13 protein-coding genes are annotated in these 13,070 nt (G+C 44.9%); 7 read left to right on the top strand and 6 right to left on the bottom strand.

What is annotated here, in order from left to right; genetic code table 11:
- Positions 1-66: 66 nt before the first annotated feature.
- Genes pepV through ACHBIF_RS00505 form a run of 4 tightly spaced genes read left to right on the top strand, consistent with a single transcriptional unit; the run spans position 67 to position 3,551 of the window.
- A complete protein-coding gene (gene pepV / locus ACHBIF_RS00520; RefSeq protein WP_394717938.1) occupies positions 67-1,467 on the top strand; it encodes a dipeptidase PepV in 1,401 nt (466 codons plus the stop codon).
- A gap of 43 nt (positions 1,468-1,510) precedes the next feature.
- Positions 1,511-2,098, top strand: a complete 588-nt coding sequence (locus tag ACHBIF_RS00515) for a uracil-DNA glycosylase family protein (protein ID WP_394717936.1) — start codon at positions 1,511-1,513, stop codon at positions 2,096-2,098.
- A gap of 60 nt (positions 2,099-2,158) precedes the next feature.
- Positions 2,159-2,950 (top strand): TPM domain-containing protein, encoded by a 792-nt coding sequence (locus ACHBIF_RS00510; RefSeq protein ID WP_172063556.1) that lies wholly within the window; start codon positions 2,159-2,161, stop codon positions 2,948-2,950.
- 19 nt (positions 2,951-2,969) lie between these two features.
- Positions 2,970-3,551 (top strand): LemA family protein, encoded by a 582-nt coding sequence (locus ACHBIF_RS00505; RefSeq protein ID WP_394717934.1) that lies wholly within the window; start codon positions 2,970-2,972, stop codon positions 3,549-3,551.
- Positions 3,552-3,604: 53 nt separating this feature from the next.
- Here the strand turns inward: ACHBIF_RS00505 and ACHBIF_RS00500 are convergent, their stop codons facing one another.
- The 6 genes from ACHBIF_RS00500 to ACHBIF_RS00475 all read right to left on the bottom strand — a co-directional run bounded on the left by ACHBIF_RS00500 (position 3,605) and on the right by ACHBIF_RS00475 (position 9,507).
- The gene (locus ACHBIF_RS00500) at positions 3,605-4,678 is read right to left on the bottom strand and encodes a hypothetical protein (RefSeq protein ID WP_394717932.1); all 1,074 of its coding nucleotides are present in this window, start codon (positions 4,676-4,678) and stop codon (positions 3,605-3,607) included.
- A gap of 123 nt (positions 4,679-4,801) precedes the next feature.
- A complete protein-coding gene (mnmE, locus tag ACHBIF_RS00495) occupies positions 4,802-6,175 on the bottom strand; it encodes a tRNA uridine-5-carboxymethylaminomethyl(34) synthesis GTPase MnmE (RefSeq protein WP_394717930.1) in 1,374 nt (457 codons plus the stop codon).
- 148 nt (positions 6,176-6,323) lie between these two features.
- Positions 6,324-6,977, bottom strand: coding sequence for a hemolysin III family protein (locus tag ACHBIF_RS00490; protein ID WP_125265624.1), 654 nt, complete (start codon positions 6,975-6,977; stop codon positions 6,324-6,326).
- A gap of 2 nt (positions 6,978-6,979) precedes the next feature.
- Positions 6,980-7,441 carry a DUF1836 domain-containing protein gene (locus tag ACHBIF_RS00485; RefSeq protein WP_394717928.1) on the bottom strand — a complete coding sequence of 154 codons (462 nt, stop codon included), beginning with the start codon at positions 7,439-7,441 and terminating at the stop codon, positions 6,980-6,982.
- 83 nt (positions 7,442-7,524) lie between these two features.
- Complete coding sequence (locus ACHBIF_RS00480; protein ID WP_394717926.1) at positions 7,525-9,174, bottom strand: FAD-dependent oxidoreductase; 1,650 nt, start codon at positions 9,172-9,174, stop codon at positions 7,525-7,527.
- Positions 9,175-9,507, bottom strand: a complete 333-nt coding sequence (locus ACHBIF_RS00475; protein ID WP_125265621.1) for a rhodanese-like domain-containing protein — start codon at positions 9,505-9,507, stop codon at positions 9,175-9,177.
- A gap of 110 nt (positions 9,508-9,617) precedes the next feature.
- Between ACHBIF_RS00475 and ACHBIF_RS00470 the strand changes: the two genes are divergently transcribed.
- From ACHBIF_RS00470 to topA, 3 genes are all read left to right on the top strand, one after another.
- Entirely contained in the window at positions 9,618-9,878 is a 261-nt protein-coding gene (locus tag ACHBIF_RS00470; RefSeq protein WP_172074525.1) for a metal-sensing transcriptional repressor, read from the top strand.
- Positions 9,879-10,020: 142 nt separating this feature from the next.
- Positions 10,021-10,863, top strand: a complete 843-nt coding sequence (gene dprA / locus ACHBIF_RS00465; RefSeq protein ID WP_172095214.1) for a DNA-processing protein DprA — start codon at positions 10,021-10,023, stop codon at positions 10,861-10,863.
- Positions 10,864-10,954: 91 nt separating this feature from the next.
- Complete coding sequence (gene topA, locus ACHBIF_RS00460) at positions 10,955-13,048, top strand: type I DNA topoisomerase (RefSeq protein WP_394717923.1); 2,094 nt, start codon at positions 10,955-10,957, stop codon at positions 13,046-13,048.
- Positions 13,049-13,070: the final 22 nt, after the last annotated feature.

Raw genomic sequence — 13,070 nt, 5'->3', positions numbered from 1 at the left:
TTTTTCTATATCTGCATGATAAATTATGATAAAATAGACTTACATTTACATTGCAAAGGAGACAGTATGACAATCAATTTTAGAGCAGAAGTAGACAAACGCAAGGATGAATTCATGACGGATTTATTCGACCTCTTGCGCATCAATTCAGAGCGCGACGATAGCCAAGCAGATGCCCAACACCCATTCGGACCGGGTCCTGTCCGTGCCTTGGATAAATTTCTAGAAATTGCTGAGCGTGACGGCTATCCGACCAAAAATGTTGACAATTATGCTGGACATTTTGAGTTCGGTGAAGGCGATGAGGTGCTTGGTATCTTCGGGCATTTGGATGTAGTTCCTGCTGGTAGTGGCTGGAATACAGACCCCTACGATCCACAAATCATCGATGGGAAGCTCTTTGCGCGCGGTTCGTCCGACGACAAGGGGCCGACTATGGCTTGCTACTACGGTTTGAAAATCATCAAAGAATTGGGCTTGCCAATCTCTAAGAAAGTCCGCTTCATCGTAGGTACCGACGAAGAGTCGGGCTGGGCGGACATGGATTATTACTTCGCAAACGTTGGTCTCCCTCTGCCAGATTTCGGATTTTCTCCTGATGCCGAATTCCCGATTATCAACGGTGAAAAGGGCAACATCACAGCTTATTTGCATTTTGCTGGGGAAAATAGCGGAGCTGCTCAGTTGCATAGCTTTACAGGCGGTCTTCGTGAGAACATGGTGCCTGAGTCCGCGACAGCAGTCATCTCTGGTCAGTTAGATAGTCTTGAGGATAAATTGGCAGCCTTCTCAGCAGAATACGGCGTGTCAGCTAGCGCGGATAATCTGTCTGACGGTCGTGTCCAAGTGACCGTCATCGGAAAATCAGCCCACGGTGCCCACCCAGAAAATGGGGTCAATGGGGCGACCTACTTGGCTAAATTCCTCAACCAGTTTGCCTTTGAAGGTGCAGCCAAGGCTTATTTGGAACTTGCCGGAGAAACTCTATTTGAGGACCACGATGCGAAAAAATTAGGCGTAGCTATCTACGACCAGCAAATGGGTGCCCTGTCCATGAACGCTGGTGTCTTCAAGTTTGATGCAGGCGCAGCAGACAACACCATTGCCCTCAATTTCCGTTATCCAAAAAACACTAGTCCTGAAGTCATCAAGGCTGGCTTGGAGAAATTTGAGGTAGAAAGCGTCAGCCTGTCAGACCACGGTCACACACCGCATTATTGCCCAATTGACGACCCAATGGTAGCCGTTCTCCTGTCTGTTTATGAGAAACACACAGGACTGAAAGGTCACGAGCAAGTCATCGGTGGCGGAACCTTTGGTCGCCTGCTAGAGCGTGGCGTTGCCTATGGAGCTATGTTCCCAGGCTACACAGATACCATGCACCAGGCCAATGAATTTGCGGATGTAGAAGACCTCTACCGCGCCGCGGCAATTTACGCAGAGGCCATTTACGAGTTGATTAAATAAGAGATGAAAAGACGGGATTTCCGTCTTTTTTAGGAGACACAATATGCAGCTATCCTCCATTCGTCGGGCTATTATGTCTGACCCTGCCAATCAAGTTTTTACACGTCAAGGGATTGAACCGCTCTTTCAGGCGCCTGAGACTGCTCGCATTCTGATTATCGGGCAGGCGCCGGGTTTGAAAACACAAGAAAAAGGTCGACTTTTTGATGATGCTAGTGGCGATAATCTTCGGAATTGGTTGGGGGTAGACCGAGAAACCTTTTATGACTCAGGTCTGTTTGCTATTCTTCCTATGGATTTTTATTATCCTGGTAAGGGTAAGACAGGTGACTTGCCACCGCGCAAGGACTTCGCTGACAAGTGGCATCCGCTCATCTTGCAACATTTGCCTCATATTGATCTGACGCTTTTAATTGGGAGCTATGCTCAGGAAGCTATTTTTGGGAAATCCCAGAGGAACTTGACCGAAAGGGTCCGACATTTTGAGGATTATTTGCCCAGTTATTTTCCTCTGCCCCATCCTTCTCCTAGAAATAATATCTGGAAGGCCAAGCATCCCTGGTTCAAGGAACGTGTCTTACCCAGATTGCAGAGGGACATAAAAAATATTGTTCAACAGTACACAATATGATATAATTGTATATAGAAAATAGATGATTTCTTGTCTTTTTGTGCCGAAGGAGGTGTTGAGATGAGAAAGTATGTGGTATGGCTAGGCGGAATCTTGGTCAGTCTCCTAGTTTTGCTGGCCTTATTTCCGCCAATTGTTAGAGCGGCCCAGTTGCCAGATCGGCCGCTGAATACGACGGTAGTAGACCAACAAGGCTACCTATCAGCTGATACGATCGCCAGTATTGACCAAAAGAATCAAGAATGGGAGCGAACCGGTCAAAAATTGCAGGTGGGGGTCTATGTGACGGACCATCTGAATGATGACTTAGAAAGTTTTTCCAATGAGCTCTTTCGTCACTGGCAGGTAGGATTTTCCGGGACGGATAACGGGATTTTGCTGGTCATTGCCATAGATGACAGGCAGTTTCGGATAGAGACCTCGGACAATGCAGCCACCGTCATCAGGGATATAGAGGCCAAAGATATTTTAGATTCCTCCAGGGAGTTTTTCCGCCAGGAGGACTATGATGCTGGTGTCACCTACATTGTCAATTCCATCGGCGACCGCTTTTACGGGACTGACCTGGGAGCCCAGCAGCTGGCTAGCTTAGAAAATCAAGAAACTTATAGTGACGATGATGTCGGTTCATTTTTCATCCTCATTATTGTTCTGGTTATTATTTTTATCATTATTGATAAGTCCAGTCGTGGTGGCCGCGGAGGCGGTCCAGGTAGCCTACTTTGGATGTGGGTCGACGATTATCATTACCATCATCACCATCATTCTGACCATTCCTCATCTAGCTTTGGCGGCGGAGGTGGCTGGTCCGGTGGTGGAGGCGGCGGAGGCGGCGCCTCCTCTGGTTGGTAAGAAAAAGAAAGGAAATAGTATGAATAAAAAATGGTTAACCTTCCTCATCCCCCTAGTAGCTTTGCTATTTTTGGGAATAGGAGCAATCGGTCAGTACAATGGTCTGGTGGATAGCCACGCCGAAGTGGAGAACGCCCAGGCCAATGTCGAGACCCAGCTCCAGCGACGTTATGATCTGATTCCCAACGTTGTATCGGCCGTCAAGGGGGCCATGGAGCATGAGAAAGATATTTTTACAGCTATCGCGGATGCGCGTGCCAAGATTGGTTCCAGCCAGCAGGGAACGACCGCCTATCAGGAGGGGCAAAGCGAGTTGGATTCAGCCATATCGCGGCTCTTGGTCTTGACGGAGAACTATCCGCAGCTAACGGCCAACCAACAGGTATCGGACTTGATAACCGAGCTAGAAGGCACGGAAAATCGCATCTTAGTTGCCCGCAAGGACTACAACGCTGCCGCAACAGCCTACAATAAGAAAATCAAACGATTTCCAACATCGCTGTATGCTACTATGTTTGGCTATGAGAAAGTAGGACTCTTCCAGGCGACCAGTGATGCAGCTACGACTGTACCAAGTGTGGACTTGGGAGACGACGAATAAACTAAAAGATTGAAGAGAAGCCTTTTAGCAGACAACTCTTCAATCTTTTTTCTTTATTTTGTTACCCAGATACCGCTCAGGTAGTCGGAGGCCAGGGGCGTCTGGCTGAGAACTTGCTTGGTCTGCCAGTTGTAGAGATAGAGCTGGTCACCTACGATGAAAACCAGCCGTTCCTCATCCAAGACTTTTAGGTGAGTAATGGTGAGATAATTTGGATTGGCATCTGGTATGACATGGAAACTCTCATCGCCCGTCTTCGTATTGTAAATGGTAAAACGAATATCTTTAGTGATGTAACCGTCATGCTCAATCAAGAAACTCGTGTCAGAGTTTAGGGAATGAATACGGGCAGGAGCAGGTTGTTTGATATCAATCGTCGCAAATTTTTTGGTACTGGTATCAAATGTCAAGATGTGCTTGGACTCACTCATATCTCCATTAGCAGCAGTATAGGCAATAACAGGAAGATAGAGAATGCCATTCATTAAGTAGCTATCCTGAACGGTCATCTTCCGATCGAAATAGAGACTTTCTGATACCTTCATCGTTTCTTTATCAACTAAAACCAGCAATTCCTTCCAGTTATCAGGATCATCGGGATTGTGTTCTGTACCAACCAGATAGATTGTCTTGTCGTCCATATTAATTCTGCCAGTAGGATTGAAAAATTTTGGCAGGTCCACTTCCTTGACAGGCTTGAGCTGGGCATCAAACTGGACGAGTTTATCGGAAATACCTGCGGTGTAGAAGTAGTTGCCGTCAGAACCGCTTGTTACCGTTGCGTATTTACTAGGTTGGCGATTGATTTTCCCACTAGCAAAATCAAGACTGACGATATTACCGCTGGTATATTTGAAAGCAGCCTCTGAAAAGACGAGGGTGTTCTTGCCCAAGGTAAAATTTGGGCCTGAACCAAGGTAGTCCTTGCTAGGCAGTTCTTGCGATGCGAGCAGGCTAGGCTGATCCCCGTTCAGTTTATAGGAGTCGATATGACCAGGATAGAGGAGATAGAAGTCTGCTTGGGCATCTGGTTTGAAATGAGCATGTTTGTAACTGATAAAATTCCAAGCCAGAACTCCAGCAGCAATCGTGGAAATAAGGGCTAGGACAAGAAGAATTTTTTTCATATAGGCACCTCTCTTTCACCAATATAATAATACAACCAAACGAAAATTGCAAGCGTTTTTATGAATATTTTACAATTTTTTTTATGAGCAAAAAACGAATGCCTGTTGACATTCATTATTTGCTTATTTTCCAAGGCAGAACTGGCTAAAGAGTTGGGTGATGAGTTCATCTGGAGCGGCATCGCCTGTGATTTCTCCCAAAATCTGCCAACAGCGGGTCAGGTCAACCTGTAACAAGTCGACAGGCATGCCCATTTCCAGTCCGTCATTGACAGCTTGCAGGCTTTGGACGGCTTGTTCAATCAAGGAAATGTGGCGAGAATTGGAGAGGTAGGTGGCATCTTGCTCTACCAGACCAGCATTTTCAAAGAAGAGCTGGTTGATTTTTTCTTCAATCTGGTCGATGTTCTGGTTTTTTAAGACGGAAATGCGGATGACCTCCTCAGGCAGCTGGTCTGCTTCAATCTGTTCTTCCAAGTCGGTCTTGTTGAGCAGGACGATACGGTTTGACATATCAGAAATGGCTAGGAGATTGCGATCTTGCTCGGTTAGAGGTTCGGATGCGTTGAGGACTAGCAGGATGAGGTCGGCCTCCTCAAGGGCTTTTTTGGAGCGTTCCACACCGATTTTTTCAACGATGTCATCTGTTTCACGGATACCAGCGGTATCAATCAGCTTGAGGGGGACTCCTTTGATGTTGACGTATTCTTCGATAACGTCGCGGGTTGTTCCTGCGATGTCTGTAACGATGGCTTTTTCCTCGCGGAGGAGGTTATTGAGCAGGCTGGATTTTCCCACATTGGGACGACCAATAATGGCGGTTGCGATGCCTTCACGCAGGATTTTTCCACGGCGGGCAGTGCGGAGGAGATTTTCTAGAAGAGCTTGGAACTGGAGGGTTTTCTCGCGGACCAGCTCTGTCGTCGCCTCCTCAACGTCGTCGTACTCAGGGTAGTCGATGTTGACCTCGACCTGAGCCAGTGTGTTGAGAATCTCCTGGCGGGTGTCGTTGATGAGCTGGGAAAGGGAGCCGTCAAGCTGGCGTACGGCATTGTGCATGGCCTTGTCGGTCTTGGCGCGGATAACATCCATGACGGCTTCGGCCTGGGTCAAATCCACACGACCGTTGAGAAAGGCACGCTTGGTAAATTCACCCGGCTCAGCCATCCGAGCACCTTGGCGAATCAGGAGCTGGAGAATTTCGTTGGTAACGGCGATGCCTCCGTGGGTATTAATTTCAATGACATCTTCGCGCGTGAAGGTCTTTGGGGAACGCATGACACCCAGCATGACCTCGTCAAGCACTTGCCCTGTCGCAGGGTCAATAATGTGGCCGTAGTTGAGGCTGTGGCTAGGAACTGTTGCTAAGTCCTTTCCCTTGAAAACCTTGCTGGCAATGGCAAAAGCTTCGGTTCCTGATAGGCGGACAATGCCGATAGCGCCCTCACCCAAGGGAGTCGATATGGCAGTAATGGTGTCAAATTCTTTGGTAATCATAATTTTTACTTTCTAAGAAATTGTATTCACAAGTAAGGTGAACTTATATAAAAGTGCCAAGCTCTGAATGCAGCTTCTAACATTTCCTATGTATCAGTTTATCATGGAAAGCAAAAAATCGCATGAAATTGGAACGTCTATCGGATTTCTAGTATAACATAAAATAGACAATGGCGATATACTGCAGGGCTGAGGCTAGGAGAATAAACAAGTGCCAAATCATGTGAAAATAGGGTCGTTTCTTGGCATAAAAGAGAGCACCGATTGAATAAGACAATCCCCCTGCCAACATGAGGAGCCCGAAAGTCAGATTGGTCTGTTGGAAAATGGCCGGCAGGATAAAAATGATGAGCCAGCCCATAATCAGATAGAGTGCCAAACTAAATTTTTCATTGATTTCTTTGGCAAATATTTTGTAGAGAATGCCGAAAATCGTAATGCCCCACTGCAAGCTGATAATCAGATAGCCCAACCAACCACCGACTAAGGAGAGAGCAACAGGTGTATAGCTGCCCGCAATGGCGATGTAAATCATACTATGGTCAATCATCCGCAAAACATACTTATGGACCGAAGTATAGGGCATGGAATGATAGATAGAAGAAGAGAGGAACATCAGAAACAGACTGCTGACAAAAATGGACATTCCAACCACAGCAGTGATATTGTAATCCTTAAAGGCATGCACAGCGGTAATGGGCAGTAGAGCCAGCATCAGAAGGGCACCAATAGCATGCGTGACGCTGTTAGCGACTTCTTCGCCGAATGTTAGGGGAATACTGAGTTTCATTTTGTAATCCATGACTAGCCTCTTTCTAATTCTAAAGCCAGCTGATGCGTCTTGCGGTAGAGTTTCAAGGTCTGGCAAGCATAACGAATGATTTCAGGAGCTGTCTCCATCTCATTTTCATTCATACAATCCACAAAATAATTGTAGAGCCTATCTGAAGAGTAGTGGGACTGTAAGATATTCAGGGTCTGGCTGATTTCTTGGATGGAAAATACATTCTTCAAACAAGTCAGCGCAATCAGTCGAGCCAATTGGTGCTTCTGGTATTTCTTTTTGATAGGCTTTTCCAAATGCTTGTGTTTGACATAATTGTTCACCATAGATGCAGTCAGCCCCTTGTCCTCCTTAGACGGTGAAAACTGCGTAGCCTGATGGACATAGAGCAAGACCTGATCTAGATACAAATCAATCTCTGGCAAGTCTTCCCAATAGGGCAATTGATGATCGCTTTCGTTTTTGTTTAATCTAGTATGCATAACTAGATTATATAATCATGAAAATAATTTGTCAATTGAAAAGATAAAAATTCCTCCAGAACCATCTAGTCTGGAGGGATAATCTAGTTTAAGATAGCGTTAGGTCGCACCATTTTATAGAGAGAATAGGCACCGTCTAAGTTCTTTACATCGAAACCATGTTGTTTTAACAAACGTTCAGCAATATAAGAACGGAGACCGCTATGACAGCTTACGATGTAGCGCTCATTTTTATCTAATTCATTCATTCGGTCACGGAGTTGATCGAGTGGAATATGTATATAATCTTTAAAATGACCTTTTCGCACTTCATTATGATTCCGGACATCCAATAAAATAGCACCATTTTCCAACTCTAGCTCCAATTGATGCCACTGGATATTCTCACTCAATCCTTCTGCGATATTGAGGGCTGCGTAGCCAATCATGTTGACCGGATCTTTAGCCGAGCCAAATGGAGGTGCGTAGGTCAACTCAAGTTCTGGTAAATCAAAAATTGTCAAACCAGCCTTAATAGCTGTCGCAATTACATCAATGCGTTTATCAACCCCTTTTTGGCCAACAGCCTGCGCCCCATAAATTTTGCCATCAACTGGTGAAAAAATCAACTTGAGGACAATATCGGTTGCACCCGGATAGTAACCGGCATGATCCTTGCCTGTTGTATGTACGACCGCATGGTTAAATCCAAGCGTCTGAACCGTCCGTTCGTTTAGACCGGTTGAGGCTGCGACTAGGTCAAATACTTTAACGATGGCTGTCCCGATAGACCCTTTATTGATACGTTTTAAACCAGCAATGACATCAGCAACCTGTCTACCTTGTCGATTGGCAGGAGAGGCTAGAGAAATCAAAGCGTCTTGCCCGGTTATCTCTTGCTTAACCACGATAGCATCACCTACCGCATAAATATTTGGTAGATTGGTCTGATAATTTTCATCAACCAAAATACCACCGCGAAGTCCCACTGCGATTCCTGCATCAGCAGCTAATGTTGAATCTGGCTGTACCCCGACAGATAAGATTGTCAAGTCAGAAGAAATTGTTTCCCCATTTGCTAAAGATAATACTTGTCCATTGTGGCTGAAACCTGTCACAGACTGACCCGTGAGGACACGAATTCCTTTCGATATTAGTTCAGCCTCAATAAAGCTAGCCATTTCTTCATCCAAAGGCGGCAAGACATGAGGAGCTTGTTCAATCAATGTGACGTCCAGTCCCTTGAGTGACAAATTTTCAGCCATTTCCAAACCAATAAAACCAGCACCGATGACAACTGCTTTCCCATTTTCTACTTTCTTCAGTTGTGTCATGATTTTTTCCAAATCAGGTACATTTCGCAAAGTAAACAAATTGGTTGCATTTTCTATACCCTCTAGGGTAGGAATAAAGGGCTTTGCCCCTGGCGATACAATCAATTTATCATAAGTTTCTTCGACCTGCCCATTTGGAGTTTGGACAGTGACAGTTTGTTTGTCAGGGTGGATGTTAATGACTTCGTGAAAAGGCCGAACATCCAGATTAAATCGCTCTTGTAAACTTTCTGGTGTTTGGAGTAATAGACTGCTTTGATCTGCAATTTCTCCAGAAACGTGATAGGGAAGTCCGCAATTAGCAAAGGAGACGTATGGACCTTTTTCAAATACGATAATTTCGGCACCCTCCATCAGACGACGGAGACGAGTAGCAGCGGACATTCCTCCCGCAACACCACCAATAATTAGAATTTTCATTTATTGATCTCCTTTGATAGGACCGTTCCAGGCATTCATTCCGCCACGAACATTCAGTGCATGGTATCCACTACTAGTCAAATACTCAGTAGCTCGTTGACTGCGCATGCCTGATTGACAAATGACGAGATACTGTTTCGTTTTATCGCCTTTGAAGTTTTCGAGTTGACTCAGTGGGCTATTGATTGCTTGTGCAATATGTCCAGAATTAAATTCATTGACTTCTCTGACATCCAATAATATAGTATTGGGTTCTTGTAAGGCTTGTGGCAGTTCTGCCACAGTAAGACTCTCAGAAGATGAAAAGATTCCTGATAAGATTTGTTTAAGCATGTGTCCTCCTCTTAGATACCCTATAGGGTATTTTAAATATAACAAAGATGAGGATGACTTGTCAAGTTTTTGAATTGACTTTTTTACAAACAATCGGTACCATATAAAATATGAAGACAGATAAAAAAGATATGATAAACCGATTAAAACGCGCAGAAGGTCAACTTCGCGGTATTCAAAAAATGGTTGAAGAAGAACAAGAATGTATAGATATTGTAACGCAGCTTAGTGCAGTCCGATCCAGTATTAATAGTATGATGGGAATTGCCATTGCACAAAAAGTTCAATCCTGTATTGAACATCCTTCTGATGACCCAGAGGAACAAGAGAGACGATTGCAAGAGGCAATCAAATTAATTATTAAAAAATAGGAACAATAGAATAATCTAACAATATTTCAGAGAATTTCTTAAGAATTTGTTAGTCTCAGAATAAAAAAGTTTCAAAATTTTCTATGAATTTCTTCGGAGATTTATTTTTTTTACGAACAAATCAGGTAGAGAGGTAATTAATATGAATAATTTTGATATTTTTAAGTTGAAAAAGGCTGGTCTGACCAATCTCAATATTCACAAAATCTTGGTTTACCAAGAGAAGTACGATAAAAAGCTATCCTTGCGCAACATGGCTGTCGTCTCTGAATGCAAAAATCCCATTCTCTTTATGGAAAATTATAAAAATTTGGACATCAAGGCCTGCCGTGAGGAGTTTAATCGCTTTCCATCCTTTTCGATTTTGGATGACATTTATCCCTTGGCCCTCAAGGAAATTTACAATCCGCCAGTCTTGCTCTTTTACCAAGGAGACCTTGACTTGCTAGATAAACCAAAGTTGGGCGTGGTTGGTACGCGAAATGCCAGTAAAAACGGCATCCAGTCAGTCCAGAAGATTATTAAGGAACTTCAGAATCGCTATGTCATTGTCAGCGGCCTGGCGCGTGGAATTGACACTGCGGCCCATATCGCCAGCCTAAAAAATGGTGGACAGACCATTGCGGTCATCGGTACAGGCTTGGATGTGTCGTATCCCAAGGAAAATAAAGATTTGCAGTCCTATATAGGCAAGCATCATCTGGTCTTAACAGAGTACGGGCCTGGTGAACAGCCGCTCAAGTTTCATTTCCCAGAGCGTAATAGGATTATCGCTGGTTTGGTCGGCGGACTGGTAGTCTGCGAGGCAAAAATGCGGTCGGGTAGCCTGATTACTTGTGAGCGTGCCCTGGAAGAAGGGCGGGAAATATTTGCCATTCCAGGCTCCATTTTAGACGGAAAATCTGACGGATGTCATCATTTGATTCAAGAGGGCGCAAAGTGCGTCACATCGGGCTTGGACATCATTTCTGACTATCAATTTTAAAATAAGTTTTCCTATAGGAAAATAAAAATCTTGACACTAGCTGAAAAATAGTATATTCTTTGTGAGTTAAAAATATTTGTAAGGAATGAGAATGGCTACAAAAACAGTTAGTAAGAAAAAAACAGCGAACAAGAAAAATCTGGTTATCGTAGAGTCGCCTGCCAAGGCCAAGACCATTGAGAAATATCTTGGTAAAAATTACAAGGTAGTTGCCTCGGTCGGACATATCCGTGATTTGAAAAAATCCAGCATGTCCATTGACTTTGACAATAACTACGCACCAGAATACATCAATATTCGTGGTAAAGGGCCGCTCATCAATTCTTTGAAAAAAGAGGCCAAGAATGCCAAACAAGTCTATCTGGCGAGTGACCCGGACCGGGAAGGAGAGGCGATTTCCTGGCATTTGGCCCACATTTTGGGCTTGGATGAGCAGGACAAAAACCGTGTGGTATTTAATGAAATCACCAAGGATGCGGTAAAAAATGCCTTCAAGGAGCCGCGTGCTATCAACCATGACTTGGTCGATGCCCAGCAGGCCCGTAGGGTCTTGGACCGTATCGTAGGGTATTCGATTTCGCCAATCTTATGGAAAAAGGTCAAGAAAGGCTTGTCGGCAGGGCGCGTGCAATCCGTTGCCCTCAAGCTCATCATTGACCGAGAAAATGAAATCAACAATTTCAAGCCGGAGGAATACTGGACCATTGACGCTACCTTCAAAAAAGGAACGAAAAAATTCCAGGCATCATTTTATGGAGTGGACGGCAAGAAAGTCAAAATCGAAAACAATGACCAAGTCAAGGAAGTCTTGGATAGGCTAAAGGGTGATGATTTCTTGGTGGAGCAAGTCGAACGCAAGGAGCGGAGACGCAATGCGCCATTACCGTACACCACTTCCACCATGCAAATGGATGCGGCCAATAAAATCAATTTCCGTACGCGGAAGACCATGATGATTGCCCAGCAGCTTTATGAAGGGGTCAGTCTTGGAACAGGCGGCACGCAGGGTCTTATTACCTACATGCGTACCGATTCGACGCGGATTAGTCCAGTGGCTCAGGAGCAGGCTGCTGCCTTTATCACAGAGCGGTTTGGTCAAAACTATTCTAAGCATGGCAGCAAGTTCAAAAATGCCAGTGGTGCCCAAGATGCCCACGAGGCTATTCGTCCGTCCAATGTCAATCTGACCCCAGAATCTATTGCCAAATATCTGGATAAGGACCAGCTCCGTCTTTATACACTGATTTGGAATCGTTTTGTAGCCAGCCAAATGGCTGCGGCTGTATTTGACACCATGAGCGTTCGTCTAGGGAAAAATGGTGTTCTCTTTGCGGCTAATGGTAGCCAAGTCAAGTTTGACGGTTATATGGCGGTTTACAACGACTCAGACAAGAATAAAATGTTGCCGGATATGGAGCAAGGTGATACGGTTACTCGGACCGCTACCAATCCTGAGCAGCACTTTACGCAGCCACCAGCTCGCTATTCTGAGGCGACACTAATCAAGACCTTGGAAGAAAATGGTGTTGGTCGTCCATCTACCTATGCACCGACCATTGAGACCATCCAAAAACGCTATTATGTTAAACTGGCTGCCAAGCGATTTGAGCCGACGGAGCTGGGCGAGATTGTCAATAAATTGATTGTTGAATTTTTCCCAGACATCGTCAACGTCAAATTTACAGCCGAAATGGAGCAGAAATTGGACGACGTTGAGGATGGAAAAGAGCAGTGGCAGAAGATTATCGATAGCTTCTACCAGCCTTTCAAGATTGAGTTGACCAAGGCTGAGGAGCAAATGGAGAAAATCCAAATCAAGGATGAGCCTGCCGGATTTGACTGTGACGTTTGTGGTCATCCCATGGTCATCAAACTGGGTCGATTTGGTAAATTCTACGCATGTAGCAATTTCCCAGATTGCCGCAATACCAAGCAAATCACCAAGGAAATCGGCGTGACCTGTCCAGTCTGTCATCAGGGTCAGGTCATTGAGCGCAAGAGCAAACGCAATCGTCTTTTCTACGGATGTGACCGTTATCCAGAATGTGAATTTACATCTTGGGATAAGCCGGTCGGTCGTGCCTGTCCAAAATGTGACCATTATCTGGTTGAGAAGAAGGTTCGTGGTGGTGGCAAGCAAGTCATCTGCCCGAACGGTGATTATGAAGAAGAAAAGATTAAGTAAACTTTTGTAGGAATCAAATGGA

This window comes from Streptococcus sp. A11 (assembly GCF_043674225.1).
In the GTDB taxonomy this organism is placed as follows: Bacteria; Bacillota; Bacilli; order Lactobacillales; family Streptococcaceae; genus Streptococcus; species Streptococcus suis_V.
This window is presented reverse-complemented; position numbering and strand designations above follow the sequence as displayed.